17 protein-coding genes are annotated in these 18,841 nt (G+C 45.2%); 8 read left to right on the forward strand and 9 right to left on the reverse strand.

Annotation, left to right across the window (positions count from 1 at the left end):
• Positions 1-21: 21 nt before the first annotated feature.
• Positions 22-453 (forward strand): peptide-methionine (R)-S-oxide reductase MsrB, encoded by a 432-nt coding sequence (gene msrB / locus ABWW54_RS18390; protein WP_353414484.1) that lies wholly within the window; start codon positions 22-24, stop codon positions 451-453.
• A gap of 30 nt (positions 454-483) precedes the next feature.
• Here the strand turns inward: msrB and ABWW54_RS18395 are convergent, their stop codons facing one another.
• From ABWW54_RS18395 to ABWW54_RS18435, 9 genes are all read right to left on the reverse strand, one after another.
• Complete coding sequence (locus ABWW54_RS18395; protein ID WP_353414454.1) at positions 484-1,131, reverse strand: TIGR04282 family arsenosugar biosynthesis glycosyltransferase; 648 nt, start codon at positions 1,129-1,131, stop codon at positions 484-486.
• Between the two features lie 21 nt (positions 1,132-1,152).
• The gene (locus tag ABWW54_RS18400) at positions 1,153-2,886 is read right to left on the reverse strand and encodes a dipeptidyl-peptidase 3 family protein (protein WP_353414456.1); all 1,734 of its coding nucleotides are present in this window, start codon (positions 2,884-2,886) and stop codon (positions 1,153-1,155) included.
• A gap of 411 nt (positions 2,887-3,297) precedes the next feature.
• A complete protein-coding gene (locus ABWW54_RS18405) occupies positions 3,298-3,483 on the reverse strand; it encodes a hypothetical protein (RefSeq protein ID WP_353414458.1) in 186 nt (61 codons plus the stop codon).
• A 227-nt stretch (positions 3,484-3,710) separates the two neighbouring features.
• A complete protein-coding gene (locus tag ABWW54_RS18410) occupies positions 3,711-5,588 on the reverse strand; it encodes a winged helix-turn-helix domain-containing tetratricopeptide repeat protein (protein WP_353414460.1) in 1,878 nt (625 codons plus the stop codon).
• 140 nt (positions 5,589-5,728) lie between these two features.
• Positions 5,729-7,405, reverse strand: a complete 1,677-nt coding sequence (locus ABWW54_RS18415) for a di-heme-cytochrome C peroxidase (protein WP_353414462.1) — start codon at positions 7,403-7,405, stop codon at positions 5,729-5,731.
• 165 nt (positions 7,406-7,570) lie between these two features.
• The gene (locus ABWW54_RS18420; protein WP_353414464.1) at positions 7,571-8,584 is read right to left on the reverse strand and encodes a lipase family protein; all 1,014 of its coding nucleotides are present in this window, start codon (positions 8,582-8,584) and stop codon (positions 7,571-7,573) included.
• Positions 8,585-8,731: 147 nt separating this feature from the next.
• A complete protein-coding gene (locus ABWW54_RS18425) occupies positions 8,732-10,651 on the reverse strand; it encodes a di-heme-cytochrome C peroxidase (RefSeq protein WP_353414466.1) in 1,920 nt (639 codons plus the stop codon).
• 184 nt (positions 10,652-10,835) lie between these two features.
• Positions 10,836-11,519, reverse strand: a complete 684-nt coding sequence (locus ABWW54_RS18430; protein WP_353414468.1) for a TIGR04283 family arsenosugar biosynthesis glycosyltransferase — start codon at positions 11,517-11,519, stop codon at positions 10,836-10,838.
• Between the two features lie 42 nt (positions 11,520-11,561).
• Positions 11,562-12,773, reverse strand: a complete 1,212-nt coding sequence (locus ABWW54_RS18435; protein WP_353414470.1) for an argininosuccinate synthase — start codon at positions 12,771-12,773, stop codon at positions 11,562-11,564.
• Positions 12,774-13,268: 495 nt separating this feature from the next.
• Here ABWW54_RS18435 and ABWW54_RS18440 point away from each other — a divergent pair, with 495 nt between their 5' ends.
• From ABWW54_RS18440 to ABWW54_RS18470, 7 genes are all read left to right on the forward strand, one after another.
• Positions 13,269-14,420: an aspartate aminotransferase family protein gene (locus ABWW54_RS18440; protein WP_353414486.1), complete on the forward strand. Its 1,152-nt coding sequence runs from the start codon at positions 13,269-13,271 to the stop codon at positions 14,418-14,420.
• Between the two features lie 22 nt (positions 14,421-14,442).
• The gene (gene argF, locus ABWW54_RS18445; RefSeq protein WP_353414471.1) at positions 14,443-15,345 is read left to right on the forward strand and encodes an ornithine carbamoyltransferase; all 903 of its coding nucleotides are present in this window, start codon (positions 14,443-14,445) and stop codon (positions 15,343-15,345) included.
• Positions 15,346-15,354: 9 nt separating this feature from the next.
• Complete coding sequence (locus ABWW54_RS18450) at positions 15,355-16,419, forward strand: ABC transporter ATP-binding protein (RefSeq protein ID WP_353414473.1); 1,065 nt, start codon at positions 15,355-15,357, stop codon at positions 16,417-16,419.
• 385 nt (positions 16,420-16,804) lie between these two features.
• A complete protein-coding gene (locus ABWW54_RS18455) occupies positions 16,805-17,257 on the forward strand; it encodes a DMP19 family protein (protein ID WP_353414475.1) in 453 nt (150 codons plus the stop codon).
• 66 nt (positions 17,258-17,323) lie between these two features.
• Entirely contained in the window at positions 17,324-17,623 is a 300-nt protein-coding gene (locus tag ABWW54_RS18460; protein WP_353414477.1) for a hypothetical protein, read from the forward strand.
• 105 nt (positions 17,624-17,728) lie between these two features.
• Positions 17,729-18,202, forward strand: a complete 474-nt coding sequence (locus tag ABWW54_RS18465; RefSeq protein WP_353414478.1) for a hypothetical protein — start codon at positions 17,729-17,731, stop codon at positions 18,200-18,202.
• Positions 18,203-18,309: 107 nt separating this feature from the next.
• Positions 18,310-18,819: a hypothetical protein gene (locus ABWW54_RS18470; RefSeq protein ID WP_353414479.1), complete on the forward strand. Its 510-nt coding sequence runs from the start codon at positions 18,310-18,312 to the stop codon at positions 18,817-18,819.
• Positions 18,820-18,841: the final 22 nt, after the last annotated feature.

An 18,841-nucleotide genomic window follows, 5' to 3' on the forward strand; every position in this document is an offset into this window, starting at 1 on the left:
AACACATTAAAAACTAATCCTATGAACTCTACCGATCTGCAAACAGAAGCTCACCCACAAACAATAGAAAAATGGAACCTAAGCAAAGATGAGTGGCAAGCCAGATTAGATGAAGCCGCCTTTCATGTGTTGCGCAAAGAAGGCACTGAACGTCCATTCTCAAGCCCACTCAACGACGAAAATCGAGAAGGCGAATTTGTATGTTCAGGCTGTGGCCTTGCGTTATTCACGCAATCTCAAAAATTTGACAGCGGCACAGGTTGGCCGAGTTTCTTCGACACGATAGATGGCCACGTTGACACCAAAAGAGATTTCAAATTAATCATGCCTCGCACTGAATATCATTGTGCTCGGTGTGGTGGCCACCAAGGTCATGTGTTCAAAGACGGCCCTGCTCCAACGGGGCTTAGGTATTGCAATAACGGCGTGGCCATCAAGTTTGTTCCCGCTTAAACTAATAAATGCTTTGCAGAAAAATAGCGCTTAACCAGCCCCTAAAAGGTTCTGCCTCTTTAGGTAGCGTTGTATTGTTGGCAGCAAATGCAATTCTGACACCAAGTCTTGCCACTCATCAATATCTTGAAGAGTGGCAAGCTCCTTAAGCTCGAAACCCGCCTGAATAGCACGCTCTCGTGTAAGACTAAGAACCTCCGATGTTCCCCATGGCATATCACAAAAGATAGAAGGCAGCATTTCGCTCAACCCTATTAGATAGTAACCTCCGTCTAAACTTGGCGCGATCGCCGATTTACCTTGCTGGAGCAACTTATGCATACTGATTAACGTTGCTTGCGTTACGTGCGGTGCGTCGCAGCCCATAATTGCCATCGGCAATCCGTACGATTCGAATGCGTCTTGCATCTTGTCCCCTAAAGACCCATTGCACTGCTCCACCAACTTAACGCCAAAGCGCTCACAAAGCCTCAGTAACACAGGGTGATCGATATCCAGCCAAGTACTCACCAAGACTTCTCCGGGCCAATGTGAGCAGGCCTGATGCAACGATGCCTCAAGCAACAAATGGGCTATTTCTGCTGCCTGCTCAGCACTGCAATCAGTCTGTAACCGTGTCTTTACACGCCCAGGGATCGGCGCCTTGGCAAATAGTAATAGTGGAGTAGGTCTAGCCACTTCAACACAACCGTGCGCTATCTATTTCGACGGCGCTACTGCCTGACTATCGAGCCCCAAAACATCCTTGCCCTGCTTATAGACGATGTCGACAGGTATATTTTTTGCCACCAAAAGATCTAAGTCTGATTTCAGCTGATCACTCATCCCGCCTAAGTCGGCTACAAACTGATCTACCGTTTGGTAATTTCCATCGCCTTGTAAAACCAGTATCTTTTGGCTGAGGTCACGTATTGCTTTTTCAAATTTTGGAACGTCAATGCTATAGGTTCCTGTATTCGAGTTACGAGCAAACGCGCCCTCTTGACTAAAGTAATTGAATCTAATCATGTTCGCTCGCCCATGCGCACTGCTGGCACCAAAACGAACAGACCTGAAAATGCCGGCAAGAAACGTCACGTAATTATCCATCAATTCGCCTTCTTCGATCTCCCCTTTAGCACGTAACTCCTGAATCATGTATAAACCTAAGATATCGGCCTTCCCTTCTTCAAGAGCCGACGCATGCTCCTTGAGAGCCTGGCGCACCGTACCCTGACCATCTAGTGTGTTTTTGATTCCCAGACCGTGTGCCACTTCATGAAACATGGTGTTTGCAAAAAAGGCATCAAAGGTTATGTTTTCGCGCTGCTCTACGTCTATGAGTTGCTCTGAAATCGGCAGTAAAATACGATCGAACTTAGCTCGCATGGCATTTTTTAGCTGGAGCCTACGAGTGCCTTTGGCAAGCTGGACTTGCTCGTCGTTGGGCAAATTAATGGCAATCGTTTTCGCACCAGAGTTACAGTCTCCCGCGCAATACAACATATCGTAGGCGTTTAGATCTGCATCAGAACCCGGCATTTCATCCTTATATTTTTGGGAAACCGGCAAGCCTTTTTGCAAATCCGGCATGTACTGAGCAAACTTAGCCAACCTCTTACTCCAAGCCTGATCCTTTAACAATACAAATGTTTCAAACGCAGCTCGATAGCCATAAAGAGCATCCTGGTAGGTCTCGATAGGGCCAATAACGACTTCTATCAAATTGTCTTTCATGTCCATCCAAGCCATATCCGACGCTTGGTATTCGCCTGATAAGAGAGCATCCGCTCTCAAATTCAAGTACTCAGCAAAGCCTTTATCTTCCGCTAACGCAGAAGCCTGTCTTAACAACTTAGCGATTTCACCCAGCTGCTCTGCATAGGCCTCTCGATATGGCTGGAGTATTAACTCGCCCTGCGAGTCCCTTTTGACCAAAGAGTAAAGCCCGTCCTTCCCTTTCATTGACCAAGCGGCAAACTCTTCCTTTGACATATCACGAGGGTAGTATTGCGCGCCTTCGGGTCTGGCCCCAAACTCTGCGATGAACGGCTTGTCTCCGTCTAAGCGATCCCAAGGGCCATAATTGTAAAGCGCGAACTGTCTTGCTTTAGGGTCGTCTATGCTACGTAATAAGGCTTCCTTATCGCCCCAAACTTGCTGCCAAAATAATTCATCTGTGATTTTCCCTGCGTCTATCAGTAAGCTCACCATCTTCTTTTGATCTTCGCTCAACTCTCCTAGATCCACCGACAATTCAACCTCTGAATATATATCGAACCTGGGGTTATTGATTGGAGCCGTGGATTTGACATTGTCGACTGACGGAATCTTGCTCTTAGACTCTACTTGCTCGGTTGCTTTTGTCGGTGAATTCGCAGTCAGATTACCGTTGTCGCACGCAGCTAAAGCAAACGAAAAGAACGGCACAAAGATGAGGGGTGAAAATTTCATGATCGATGAGCAGGTTGGTTTTTTGTGTCGGTACTATAACAAAGATCGATAGGCAGGAAATAATTTGAACGACGTTCTAAGAGCCAATAAAACGGCAACGCCCTCTTGCCAACACAAGAGGGCGCAATCAGAGATCCACCCACCCAAAGATGGTTACCACCGGACTGATCGAGAGGTTTAACGCTAACTAAACTCCTCTCTCCCAACTGTCCGCCTTCACTCCGATACCCTACCGAACTCTTCCTTGAACTAACCCAGACCCTACTACTTAGACCTCTTTACCCTGACCAACTTCGATTCCTAACGACCCTAACTACCCTAACTACCGACGATTAAAGCGCTCACTTCACTGTATTTGCCCAGCGCAGTCACGCTCTTCTTGTCTAAAGTAACGCTATTAAGCCCCAGAGATTAATAGCGATACTCAGCTCTGTCTCCGACAACTTCTATGCATTCCAAATCAATATTCGGGTTATTTTGTAACGCCTGAAACAGTTCATTATGATCAGAGATATCCTTTGCAAGACTTTTGAGTTCGTCCAGCGTTAGGTCTTCATTCATGAGTTCTTCAACCATGCCACTTAGAATTTCTAACATAATGCCCTCTCTAACAATGCTACTTAAATGTTGCACGGTATATCAGGCTCCAAACTTATTGCCTTTAACCGCTAAGCCTTTATTGGCTGAGTTAAGATTCTCACAACAACGTAAAATGATCCTGAGGAGAACATAGAAATAACATGATGGTTTTATGATGAAACAAAAATCCTTTTTAAATCAATGATGTGGAGCTACTTTTAGCTAATATTTATTCTGACTTTCGCCTACTTACATTCAAACTGGTGATTTGAGCCATCGGTTCCTTTGAAAGGCTGCACCGTTTCAGGCCACCCATACTTCTGCCATGCTCTGACCAAGCCAATGGATTCGGCAAACTTAGGGAAGTCTTTGTGGGTTCTCACACCGATGGCTTCTTTGGTTGGCTCCCAAATCCGGCTCAGAGAAAAGCCGACATAGGGGTTTGGCTTAGTCAGCACGTGTTGGAAGAATTTCTCCGGACGCCCAATCATAATAAAACCAATAATCGTACCCAGAGCCGGCTGATACTTTGGGTCGTTCATCCGCTTGGTTAAAATACCGTCCATGATTACTCTAGCTGTACGCGAGTTTCTAAAAAAAGCCGAATAAGTGAGCTTTCGAACAAATGGTGACTTCAACTGAGCCCGTGTTACCGCTCCTAATTCATCAAAATTATCCGTCATAAACTCAATCGCTTCATCTTCTCTACCTAGATGAGACAACAACTGAGAATACAAAATAGCGCCGTAACCGAAATTACACTCAAATGATTGCCTAAACAAAGATTCCGCCTGATCCAGCCGCCCCATTGAAAACTGAACAGTACCAAAAGCAGCATACCAAGACCCAATAAGTGGCTCTCGATCCAGTGCATTTCGCATCAACTCATCGGCCTGAGCATGCAAGCCAATCGCCGCTAAAATATAGCCGCGAACAAACATCAGCTCAGGATTATTAGGCTCCAATTCGTACGCCTTTTCATACGCTTCAACCGCGAGATCAAGCTGAAGTTCGTACGAAAGAATGCCTGCTTTTGCACGCTGAGCCCAAGCCACATTGGGGTCCAACTGCAACGCATGCATTGCTTGTTCTTTCGCTTTTTCTATATGATCTCGCCAGTGCGAGGTGGTTGAATATTCTGGAAGCGTGAAGTTTGCTATTGCTAGATTCGCCCAGGCTTTAGTAAACGCAGGGTCTTCCTCAATTGCCTTCTCAAACGCAGCAACAGCACGCGGAATAGTCCGTTGACCGCTGAGTTCGTACATTAGATGACGACCTCGTAAAAAATGTTCGTAGGCTTCCTTATTTTTGGTGATCGACTCCGTCAAACGCGCACCCTCTTCGGCACGAGAGGGCTCAACGCTAAACAACGTTCTTAACTTTTTCTCAACCGCGCACGCGATCACTTCTTGCAACTCAAAGATGTCGTTTAAGCCAGCGTCGAAGTTCTCAGACCATACATGATCATCCTCAGAAGCCTCAATAAGTTGAGCTGTAATTCTCAGCCGATCACCATATTTACGCACTGACCCTTCTAATACATAACTGACGTTAAGTGCCTTAGCGATCTCTTGAACTTTGGTATTTTCACCTCTAAAAGAAAATGAGGAAGTTCGGCCGGAGACCCGAAGAAACGGGAGCTGAACCAGCGCGTTAATGATCTCTTCTGAAACGCCGTCGGATAAATAACCTTGATCTTGGTTTTCGCTCATATCAACAAACGCCAAAACGGCAATTGAAATGATATCTTTGGAGGACTCAGTTGAGGTTGCACCATCACGTTGTTTAGTATCACCACTGACTGGGGCAATCAGTCGATACCCCTTTTTAGGGATCGTTTCGATGTATTTTATGTCTTCGCCAACCTGTTTAAATGACTTACGAAGAATAGAGATAGCGCGCGTGATGCCTTCATCAGACCCATGTTCGTCCAACATACTCTCGCGCAACACCACTTGCCCTGAGGCGTCCATCAACTGCGCTAAAATTTCAACTACTCTGGGCTCAAGTCGAACCTCCTTATCAGATCCAGTGAGCAGGTTCCGATTAAGATCAACACTAACCGAGCCGACTTTCAGAGTGCTGGTCAGTGATTGAGATTGAGTGTCAAGTTTGTTTCCCATAGCTAAGGTCGATTCTAGTTAGAAATGAGTTAGGCCTATACAATGCGATTATAAACTCTACACGTCAGCTCCGTGACTCTTTCTGCTGACGGTAAGATTATTAAGCAGCTTGATTCTTGATCATGACACTCGTTGATGCCTCACAGCGTTTTTAAAAACTCTATCAGCTCATATCGCTGTGCTTCACTCAGTTGGGTGCCGTACTCATGCCCCGAATTACTATTGCCATAGAGACTGGTATCGAACTTAAATAGCCCTTCCTTTTCGGCGCTGACCTGCCCTACAACAACAGGGTCAAATTCGCGATCGCCGGTATAGAAAACAGAGTCACGTTGCGCACTCGGTAGCAATAATTGGTATAAATTTGGAACAGACCCATTATGCAAATAGGGTGCTGTTGACCAAATCCCGTTGAGTGGTCTGGCTTTATACTGATAAGTATCCTTAACAAGCCGACCTTTGGTGCCGGTAAAATCTCGTAAACCTTGTCTAATAGTTTGAATAGGGTGACGCACCATTGCCCCAATACTGGTTACATTTAGTAGGTTCTTAGCTGGCGTTGTTGGGCCCAGTTTTTCGCCGGCGATGTAATACATTTTGGTTCCTTCCAAAATGCCCGTTTTCTGAACTGATTCCTGAATTAACACCAGCTCTGCCCTATCGGTACCAACCTCGGTTTGCGGAACCATTACCGCATTATAGGGTTTCATTTGCTCTTCTCGCGTCAACATCACCTGATGGCATTGAGCGCAATTTTCATCGTACAAGCTACTTCCCTTGGCGGCCTTAACAGCATCAATTTTCGGCAGCACGAACTCGGGCCACTTAGGCGATTTTAACACTTTCACCCAAGCCAGCATGTCGCCTAATCCTTTAAAGTCAGCCGAAGATTTATAGCCGCGCACTTGGTACCATTTTTTCTTCTTTAAATACGCCTTTCCGCCGCCACCCCAAACATCACCAAGCACTCTGAATATAGGCGCAATGGGTGGTGTGTTGGGCGCCATGCCATTCCACTGAAGCACATCCGATTGCGCGGTACCCCAAATAAAATTGTAATTCGCGGGCGCTACGCCATCAATATGATTTTCCGGGATACCAAGAAAGTTAACCCCAATGTTGTTGTAGGCATACGCAAACGCATCAACACGCCCATAACCAAACTTTGATGGAGTTCTATTAGTGTGGTTAAAACTGACTTGCCGTTCAGATTGAGACTTTAATTCGGCTCTCAGTTCTTGGCTTTCTTCCGATGAGTGATCTTGGCCCAAAATGTTTTGAGCAAATCGGGTGAATTTCTCTTCGTTGTTAAGCGTGGCTAGCAAGGCCTCTTCGAGCTCCTTCATCATGGTTTGAAAGTCGCCCATCGTGGCGGCCCCATTAATCACCATTGAGGTTCCTTCATACGAAATCTTAGTAGAATGGCATCCACCGCAACTCAAAGCCATCCACTCACTGCCATCGGTATTGTCAATATTCTTAGCGAACCCCGCTGGCATACCATTAGGATTCCACTTCGACTTAGGTATCGAGGTGTATCGTAAACGCTCGATGTTCTCTGCCGAGCGAAACAATTCATCGCTGCTGGCCTGTTCAAGTACTAAGAACCAGTCGTAAGGCACAATGAGGGAACCATCTCCTCCGTACCAGTACCCCGCTTGCATTTCTTGGCTCCAACCTTGGTCCAAGTTTATGAGGCTTTTATCTGCACCGGCTATCGGGGTTCCGTCCTCTATGCCAACACCGTTACTCTTACCACTAGCGCTCGACAACGCTAAGCTTGCAACCAACATTACAACAAAATTTCGAAGCCTCATTCCTAACCTCTCAGATTTTTTATATAGCGATCTTTGAACTTCAGTCTACATGAAATGTCAAAGACGTGTGCTCCAATATCAACCAACCAATAAACGTCAACTAACCTCGTTTTCTCAAACGAAAGTCAGCGCTCGATCACATCAAACAAGTTTAATGACTGTGATTTAGAGCTTGGATTTAGTTGACTCCAAAATTTTTTTCAGAACGCCTTTTTTCCAATCCAGTCGGTGTGTGGTTGGATCCAAACTCTCCATCAGCACCGCCAAATCGGCCTGATCATTAAAGTCACCGACCCACGTTTGAGGCGAATTGGCGGTCGCCCTATTTATGACCAATTGATAGTTGCTCATTGAGTGCCAAGCTTCAACGATCGTCTGCGGTAAATGTGCGAAGCTTTTAGTGCCGAATGACACCAGAAATTGATTCCCCACATGTTGAAAGTCAAACGGCCAAGATTTAAATGGCACCTTAGGAACAACATCGTAATGGTTACGAATTCTTACCGTGCGACTTAACAAGTCGTACTGACTATTATAGGCCTCCGCGAACCCGTTAGTACCGACCCTTGGACTCGCAAAATTTACGTTAGTGACCTTAATGTTCGGTCGACTCACCGCCAAATCAAAAGCAAACTGGGTGCAAAGAGCACAGCCCAAACTGTGCCCCGTCACAATAATGTGCTTAACCGATTCGGCCTGATCATCAATGAGCGCGAACAGCTGTTTCTGCATCGAAACTTTCATCGCAGAGTCTTCTTTGGTGTAAATATGATTAAACCCTTCGCCGACACACACGCGCTTTGGAAAATTTACGTTCTCGCTGAACGGCTTAAAATTGCACGCTTCGGCAGACTCTAAATCTTCCCACATATCGTAAGGCGAGGAGGTCCCTCTAAATGCAATCAATAAAACGCCTTCCGATTCACTCCAGCGATACACCAACCCGAAGCGTTCCTCTTTCTCGCTTCCCCAAGGTACTGTATCGAGACCAGTAAACCGATGCAGATAATCAAACGATGTCGAGCCAAACGCTAATGACTCTGGGGCATGGCCGTCTTTGCTTGGTTTTTCAAAGTCGGTATACGCCGCAATGGCCGCGTTGGCCATTAAAGCAATAAATTCAGGCTGTAGACTAACCGCCCCACCTTTTGAAATAGAAAAACCGTCTATATCAGTCATTTTATAAGCCAGATAATCAAGTTCACACTGTTCATATTTTTTGCAACTGGGGCATTAAGCCTCCATTAAAGTGTTAAAGCTAAACCCTCAAATCCGAGCTAGGAAAAAGGGCTCGCCGTACTAATGTAGCCACGTATCAATGATCTGTTAAAGCGTCTTCATATATTCGATTACGGCCCATTTTTGATCGTCACTCCATTGAGTCCCAAATTCATGGCCTCGATTAGAATTCCCAGGTTGGATCCTATTCTCAGAGTCTTTAACCTGGAACTCATTGAGTCCCTGCGTGGTGTCAAATCCAACGTTGACTGGATCAAAATTTCGACTGCCTACCCAAAAAGAATCTACTCTCTTGTCGCCCTCTTGCATCAACTCCCAAAGATTTGGTACTGATCCGTTGTGAAGGTAAGGCGCTGTTGCCCAAATGCCGTTCAATGGTCGGCCTTTGTAAACTAGTTCCGCGTCTGGGTCACCACAGGTTGCCGTCGTTTTTTCTGCGCTCGAACTATCTTTGCCTGAGCTTATCGCCAGCCTCGCTTCGAGGTGCTGCGTAACTTCTTCTTTAATGGACCTCGGATGATTGTCCGCATCTCGATCTAATGCGGCCTCCTCGTCTTCGGGTGAGCTAGAACTCTCAGTGGCGACATCACCCGCAGACTTAGTGGAGGAACTCTTCGCTCGGATTGGTCTCAACCCTGCTTCCAGAGATTCACGTGGATGATTTAAGATCACACCAACAGCGCCGTTCACTGGAATGCTAATGGCTGATGTTTCAGCGGCAAATCGATCACCAATCAAAATGGCCTTTTTGGTTCCTTCTAAAATCAAGGACTCAGCGCATCTTAAGTCAGCGTTCTTTGCGGTCACAGGGTCCGTTCCAATTTCGTCAACTGGTGTCCTATTGGCTTTGTAATTCTTCCCTTCATCTTCTCTGGCAATCACTTGATGGCAGCTCGCGCAATCGCTCGCAAATAACTCAGCACCTTGCGCTGCTTTGATCGCATCAATTGGCGGAAAATGAGATGCTGGCCATTCCGGTGAACGCAAGGTTTTCACCATCGCCTCAAGTCGTCCTAACCCTTCTATATCCACATTCGATGAATAAGATACCTTCAGGCCCAAAAGTCGCTTCCACCAAGGTGCCTTATCAATGCTGAGGTCACCAAACACGCCAACCACTTCGCCAACGTTTCTCGCCAATGGCCCGATGATTCTCGGTACGTTTGGCGCGGAGGCATTCCATTGAACGACGTCAGACTGGTGGGTTCCCCACAGAAACGGGTAAGAAACTGGACCGCTGGGAGTATTTCTATTTGCTAGATCATGCAGTGCAAACGCGGTGCCGGCGTTTTGTATATTACCAAACGCATCTAAACGAGCGTAGCTGGTAAAGTCTTTAGGGAAACTTTCAGGCAGGGAGTTCACTTCTTGCCTTTGCGCCGCCGCCACCGTTACCGAAGTCAGAGTTTCGCGCAAGTTCTCAGCGGCAACTTTGGTATAACCATCGCCCAAGACGTTTTTTGCAAAGCGATTGAACTTCGCGTCATTCATGTTGGTTTCATTCAAGGCATCAACTAGCCGACTGTAGAATAAGACAAAATTCGCCAACGTCGGTGCACCATCGATCAAAAGCTTCTTGCCCTGATAATCAATCTGATTTGTATGACAGGCCGCACACGTCATGCCAACCCATGGCTCGTTGGTTTTTTTATCGTGCGCTGCAACGAAGCCAATTGGCAACCCGGAAGGGTTTTTTGCAGATGAGTCGACGGGCAAATATCGCAACATTTCCATGTGCTGCACAGAACGAAATAACTCAGAGCTGTCAGCTTGCTCTAACCAAGTAAACCAGCTGTAGGGAATAATCCGCGAACCTTGACTGGTGAACCAGAATTTACCTCGGGTTTTGTCATCCCAGCCTTGCTCAACCTTAATTCGCTCAGGAGCCTCTCCAACGACCGGAACAACATCGATCGAATCTACAACTGGTTGATGATCTGCTGCTGAAAAGCAGCCCGTTAGACACAACATTGCGCCTACAAACAGAAATCGTGTTCCGTTCAACATAAAAATCCCTCAGGGTATTTGGTGTGATGATTAGACTTCTTAACCGCTTATTGGAGCAGTTTTTACTACAACTGTAAAATAATTAACACTTTTTCATAATTTACGGAATTACAGTTCATTACAGACGTTCCTTGTCCGTCACAAAAACCCAACTAAAAAATCCAACAGAATCTATTTCTTGGCTCTAGCGATACAATCGACTTAGCCTTTCAGGAGACACGCCGATCAAGTAAGCGAATCTAAGAAACCACATCAAAACAATGGTGCGCCACACCCCCCCAGTTTTCCAACGACGAGCACTGGTCAAAACCTTACATGAAGAGCAATAGGGGGCATGTAATTGTTTTAGCGTTTTGCTCAATTGCACATCTTCCATTAAAGGAATATTGTCAAATCCATTGACCTTTTCGAACAAACAACGGCGCACAAACATCGCCTGATCGCCAGTCGCAACGTTGCTTAGCCGAGAACGCAGATTAATCATACGCTGAACCACAGCCAACGAAAGACGTTTGGGACTATGGTTATCTGAAAAACGAATATCAAAGCGGCCCCATACTCCTTTTTGAACCTCCGTCATGGCTTGCTCAGGAAGCCGAGTATCCGCGTGCAGAAACACCAGTATTTCAGCCGTGGCTAGCCCTGCCCCATAGTTCATTTGTTGTGCTCGCCCAGCTGCGCAAGAAACCACTTTTACACGAGCCGAGCTCTGCGTTGACAGCCACTCCTTTCCGCCGTCATCACTACCGCCGTCAACGAAAATAATTTGTTGCGGCCCCAAACGCAAAAGCGCTTCCACTAAACTCGGAAGCGCTTGCATTTCGTTCAAAAAGGGAACGATGACCGCGACTGATTTTTCGTCAGCCATATTTAATTACACCGATCGAGCGATAATACCGAGGGCTCATCGCTATTTAATACGCTTAGACCCTATGCGCAAACGCAGCGCGTTTAACTTAATAAACCCTTCTGCGTCGGCTTGGTTGTACGCACCCTCATCGTCTTCAAACGTAGCAATGCGCTCGTCGAATAACGAGTCTGCCTCAGATTTTCTGCCAGCGATTTCAACATTTCCTTTGTACAGTTTTACTCGCACAGTTCCATTCACATACTCTTGAGATTCGTCAATCATCCGCTGCATCATCTCTCGCTCAGGACTCCACCAGTACCCGTTATAAATCAAAGACGCGTATTTCGGCATTAACTCATCTTTAAGGTGCGCAACTTCTCTGTCTAATGTCAGCGATTCCATCGCGCGGTGGGCCCGAAGCATGATAGTACCCGCTGGTGTTTCATAGCACCCTCTGGACTTCATACCAACGTATCTATTCTCAACAATATCATCGCGACCAATACCGTGAGCGCCACCTACTTTATTGAGCCATTCCATAACCGTGGCTGGAGACATCGCCTCACCGTCAATGGCCACGATATCACCTTTACTGTACTCAATTTCTACGTACTGGGCTTGATCTGGCGCTTCCTCGGGAGACACTGACCAACGCCACATGTCTTCTTCAGCTTCAGCCCAAGGGTCTTCTAAAATACCGCCTTCGTAAGATATGTGAAGAAGGTTTGCGTCCATCGAATATTGAGACTTGCCGTCTTTCTTTTTTTCAACTTCTATTTGATGCTCTGCCGCGTAGGCCATTAGCTTTTCGCGTGAGTTCAAATCCCACTCCCGCCAAGGCGCAATGATTTTAATGTCTGGCCTCAACGCATAAGCACCCAGTTCAAAACGCACTTGGTCATTTCCTTTGCCGGTTGCCCCATGCGATATGGCATCGGCACCGGTTTCATTGGCAATTTCTATCAGACGCTTAGCAATAAGTGGCCGTGCAATGGACGTACCCAATCGGTACTCGCCTTCATAGATCGCGTTGGCTCTCATCATCGGGTAGACGTAATCGCGCGCAAATTCCTCACGCAAATCATCGATGTATATACTCTTAACACCCATTGCTTGAGCTTTAGCCCTTGCCGGCTCGACCTCTTCGCCTTGGCCGATATCGGCGGTAAAAGTCACAACCTCACAGTCATACTCCTCTTGCAACCACTTCAAAATAATTGAAGTATCGAGACCACCTGAATAGGCTAACACTACTTTTTTAATATCTGACATACAGAAAACGCTTAACTTTTAATAAAAATAATTGCGCGTAGTGTCTTGTTTTAAACAATAAAGGTCAATACTAAGCGACGACATTCATCATTTTTCACTTTAAAAGCCCTAAAAATAAGGGTTTAACGACCTTAAACGTTCATTAAGAAGCAGTTTTTCTTAAAAAATACGCGATATTTAGTTCTATTATTTCGACTCATAATGAATTTTATTTTGTAAATTGTAATTTTTATGAATAATATTGCAGAAAGTAAATTGAAAATCTGCGCCAAATACAGTTAAACTTAAGCCATACTAAGAATCGATTAAAAATAGGCGCTCCAGGGCGCCTATTTTTTATTCTCCAATTCGGCTCTTTAAATCAGTACGAGCTAATACCTCACTCTCGCGTAAACCGCGTTTATGAGAATTAAGAACAAATTTACGACTATGTTAAAAAAACTATTTGGCCGTTTCCGAAGAAAGCAAGGAGACCAATATCCAGAACCTGCATTGATGAATGCGTACGCGCGGCTTCCCGTAAGCTTTGTGCGCGGCGAAGGCGCACTGCTGTGGGATGCCAACGGCAAGCAGTATATTGACGCCTTAGGAGGCATTGCGGTTACCTTTCTTGGGCATTGTCATCCGACAATCAGTCAGACCATATCGTTGCAAGCAAACACTCTGTTGCACACCAGTAACCTCTTCCACATTTCAGCGCAAGCGAAACTGGGAGAAGAGTTTTGCCGAATCGCGTCCATGGACAAAGTTTTTTTTGGAAACTCTGGCGCAGAGGCGAACGAAGCCGCCATCAAAATTTCTCGTTTATACGCGCGAACAAAAAACGTTGAGCAGCCTGTGGTTATTACCATGAACAACAGTTTTCACGGGCGAACCATGGCCACGCTATCAGCGACCGGTAATGAAGCCATCAAAAGTGGTTTCGAACCACTTTTGAGTGATTTTATCCACGTAGATTTTAACGATCTCGATGCACTCAAAGCGCTACAAGACAACGCCAACGTCGTCGCCGTGATGCTGGAACCCATTCAAGGTGAGGGCGGTGTTATTGTTCCTGACCCAGACTACTTATCTGGCGTACGAGAAATTTGTGATGCCAACAACTGGCTCATGATCCTAGACGAAATTCAAACTGGCATGGGCCGCACCGGCGACTGGTTTGCTCATCAAGCATCAGACGTAAAACCGGATGTGTTAACCAGCGCCAAAGCATTAGGTAACGGAATCCCGATTGGCGCATGCGCGGCTCGAGGCAAAGCGGCTGATTTAATATCACCGGGAGTCCATGGCACTACATTTGGCGGTAATCCGTTTTCCAGTCAAGTTGCTCTTAGCGTCATTGACGTTATTGAGAGCGAGCAGCTGTTAGAAAAATCGAAAGAATTAGGCCAGCAATTAAAGAAGCAGCTGCAACAAAATCTTGGAACTCTGGACAAGGTCATTGACATACGTGGGCGCGGTCTAATGCTCGGTATCGAGCTAGACAAGGCCTATCCAGGACTTGCTCAGACTTTCTTGGATCACGGTCTGGTCGTTAATATTACCGGCGCAGGCAAAGTCATCAGACTCCTACCTAGTGTGGTAACCACAGAAAAACAAATTAAGACAATTACCGAAACAATTTACTCGGTAATTGAACACGTATAATCTCGTTCGTACCAATTATGCCATGACCATACAGCACTTCATCACCTTAGACGACTTACCCCAAAGCACGCTCAGCAACCTAATTGAGCGCGCCATAGAGCTTAAGGCACTAACCAAAAGCGGCGCCATTTACGAACCGCTTAAAAATAAGTCCTTAGCGATGATCTTTAGCAAATCGTCAACTCGTACGCGTGTTTCATTTGAAGTGGGTATGCGGCAATTGGGCGGCGGCACGCTTAACTTAAGCCCCAACGACACACAAATCGGTCGCGGCGAGCCATTGGAAGATACGGCCAGAGTGATCTCGAGCATGGTGGATGGGGTGATGATCCGAACCGATGAACATCAGAAGCTAACCACCTTCGCTGATTTCTCCAGCGTTCCAGTCATTAATGGGCTCACCGACGATTTCCACCCATGCCAATTGTTAGCGGATATCCAAACGTTTGTGGAACTTCGCGGAGCAATTCAAGGAGCAACCATAGCGTGGGTAGGTGATGGCAATAACGTCTGTAATTCATTTATGAATGCGGCTCGCATCTTTGACTTCACGCTCAATGTCGCCACACCAGTCGACTACCGACCCAATCAAACACTAGTGGATTGTAACCAAAGCAATGTTCACTTGTTTGACTGTGCTAGAACCGCCGTAACAGGCGCTGACGTGGTGGTAACAGACACATGGGCGAGTATGGGACAGGAAAATGAAAAAGACTCTCGGTCGGCCGCATTTTCAGGCTTTTGCGTAGACTCTGACTTGATGGCCTTAGCTGATAAGGACGCTCTTTTTATGCATTGCCTTCCAGCTTATCGAGGCATGGAAGTTAGCAATCAAGTCATTGAAGGAAAACAAAGCGTGGTCTTTCAAGAAGCGGAAAACCGCTTGCATGCACAAAAAGCTTTACTTGAGCATTTACTTGCATAAACTGCAGCGATGCAGTCTCCATACTTATCAATAGAAAACGTAAGCGCCGCCTACGACTCTAAAGAAAACGTCGTCAATGACGTGTCCTTTGACCTACTGGAAGGCGAGTTAGGATGTTTGTTGGGACCGAGCGGTTGCGGCAAGACTACCATTTTACGAGCCATTAGTGGCTTTCAAAACATCACTGGCGGGACAATAACGTTAGCCGGTGAAACCCTTTCCAGCACTCGTGTCAGCGTGGCACCGGAGAACCGAGGAGTAGGCATGGTATTCCAAGATCATGCGCTTTTTCCTCATCTTAGTTTAAGCGACAATATTGGCTTTGGCTTAGACAAGTTAAATCGTGCTGAACGAACTAAGCAAATAGAAAAGATGTTGGAATTGGTTGGCATGCGCGAATACCACGACAGCTACCCTCATGAAATTTCCGGCGGGCAAAGTCAACGCATTGCATTAGCCCGTGCACTCGCTCCAGAACCAACGCTATTGTTAATGGACGAACCGTTTTCAAACCTAGATACCTCTCTGCGTGAAAGCTTAGGCTACGAAGTGAGGCAAATGCTAAAGGAGACGGGAATTACAGCCATAATGGTTACCCATGATCAACACGACGCGTTTGCATTAGGCGACCAAGTTGGCGTCATTTTAGATGGGCAACTGGAACAATGGGGAAGCCCGTTCGAGCTATACCACACACCTCAAAGCCGGTTTGTTGCGAGTTTTATTGGTGACGGCGTGTTTATCAACGGGAATATAGAGAATGAAACTACCGCCATTACCGCGCTAGGGGAAATTCAAGGCCAAGTATCAAACCGCAACTTAGTCGGCAAACAGGTAGAGCTGTTAATCAGACCCGACGATGTGGTCCACGACCCCGATGGAAACGTTTCAGGTGTAATAACACGTAAGGCATTTAAAGGTGCACAAACCCTGTACACCGTCATCACCCATCATGACACAGCCTTATTAAGCTTAGTTCCAAGTCACGATGACTATGAAATTGGAGACAGCATAAGTCTAAGAATCGACGCTGACCACCTCGTGTGCTTTGCAAAAAACAGCGCTGCTACCTAACAGCCGAACAAGTTCCAGCAACCCCAAAATCGGCCCCTCCTAAAGCAAATAGAACACGCTCTTTTGCAATGCCAAACACTGCCCGTTTATACAGTGCTTTCGCAGAATCTGCGGTGCAGAGTTAACTTTACCAATCTCGTTTGCGCACTTTTGTCCATTCACAAAGCAAATAATTCATTAAAAACAGCGCTTTATAAAAACCCACGAGAATGTTAGTGTGCTCAATCTAGAGTGAAAATGAGCATGCTCATTTTAATTCCAAGCAAAAAGGAAAATTTCTTGAAATATGATTCAAAATCAAAAACTTACGGTAGATTCATGAAAACCAACTTAGCGCGTAAACGCGCATGCACACTAATACGCTGTTAGTTTTACGGAATAGATCATGGCAGATGAATACTGGAATATTATTGAGCCTATCTGGGATGACGTAAGTATTTACGGTTCTGCTGAAGATTTTATAGATCAATTTTCAAAACTTAATGAAAAACAGAAAGTGCTATTTGCAAGCCATTGGACACAATCAGAAATAATGAATGGCGGGCTTGGTCAATTTTTTTCTAACCCAACAGGTATTTTAGCCCCAGAAGCTGTTTGGGCGTTTGAAAAATTAGGTTTACCTAAATGTGCAGTAGTACTTTCAAAAGCGATGAAATTCTTCGGTCCTGAATATCCGAGATCTCAATCTATAAGAGAGGATTCCTTTGAATTGTTTTATAAGTTAAATGGCGATGACGCCATTCCACTTCTAAAAGAAGAGAATGAAATGGCAACTGAAATCGAAGATGAAAATGGTGGTTTTTGGGAAACAGCAGACTCTTATGCAAAAGAAAACTAACAAGAACCAAAACTTACGCCTTTGGCTCGGACGCGGTAAACCGCGCCCGTTTGGTGGGCGTTATGTATGCGTGGCATAGATCTGTCAGTTTCACGTTTTTTTACCATCGCCTTTGGTCTGTGTATCGTACTGTGTGCTCTCTTTTTATTAATTGATTCATTTGGTGGTTTTTTTGCCGTTGCAATAATGTCACCTTTGATAGCATTTTTCGGAATTGGTATGCTAATCATAGGTTGGAACCAGAATGATGAAGAAGAAAAGCAGATTAAATTTAGAAAAAAATGGTTACTGACTATCACAACGATTCTGATTCTGTTATTCCTTGGGTATATAGTGTACGAAGCTATGAACTTTGAATTCAGATGAGTAAACAGATACATAACAAGCGCCAACAGAAAAGCTCACTACGTTCGCTGGACGCGCAACAAGTTACGCGCCCCTGTGGCGGGCGTTATGTCGAAGAGATGATCAATGTCTAAGAATAAAAAACAGAGGCGTAAAGCCATGTTAGACAATTTAGCTGAAAGCTTATATGAGGAACCAACGGCACGTCTTAGAAATGAATCAATCACAAAAATTCGAAGCGAAGGGTTCATCATATCTTCCGACCCTTTTTTCGGGCCTAATCATGTAATGCCAAATGGATACTTTGTATTCAGAGAAAGAGGAATAGTAGGTAATTCGCTTAGGGGTTATGAGGCTCATTTTACTGACGAAAACGGAAATGAACTAATTACTGACGGTCCATCACCAATAATATTCTCAAACAGTGAAAGTGGATGGTCGGTAATAGTGCACGATTACGTTCCAGGACCTGGGCCAGGTGACTTTAATTATTCTTTCACAGATGAGTCACGAGCAATAGATGAGGTAATAAAATACCTAAAGGGAACACACGAAAAATTTAAGGAGAGACAATCTGCGCATGAAAACATACAAACATAACAAGTTTGCCAAGTACACTTCGTTCGTTTCACTCACTGCGCGGGACGCGTTTTCAACGCGCCCCTTGCAAAGGCGTTATGTATATAAGTTTAGATCGCTAATTTAATATGTTCAGATGGTTTATCGAGCGTCGCAAGGAAAGAAAAAGGTTAGAAGAACTTTATGAATTTACTACGTCTGAAATTCATAAATTGCAGCTGAGTAGAGCTAAAAGTCTATTTATAGAGTTAAACGAAAAATTCAGCGAAGACTTCTGGATAGGAAATCATAGTAATGATAACTTCGAAGGCGTTAAAGACTTGCTCCCTGAGCACTTAAGTCACTTTTTTGAAACCTATGCCTTATCAGATTTTGTTTGCTCGGAGCTAGTAATTTCAAGCAGCAGTATCAAACATTCAGAACTTCATTCTGAATGCATATGCATTGGTGAAGATGGGTTCGACGCTGAAGTTGTGATTTTACCTAAAAAAGAAGATATATATGTTTTGTATAACGATGACCCAAATACCGAAATAACTGCGTATTTAAAAGAAGGCGCTCCTTCTATTTATCACTTTATAATTGAAAAGCTTTGTATTAATGACCAGATCTATGAATACGTTAATCAAAATCTTTAAAATACATAACAAGAGACTATGC

Origin of the sequence: Arenicella sp. 4NH20-0111, assembly GCF_040366405.1 — a bacterium.
Taxonomy (GTDB): domain Bacteria; phylum Pseudomonadota; class Gammaproteobacteria; order Arenicellales; family Arenicellaceae; genus Arenicella.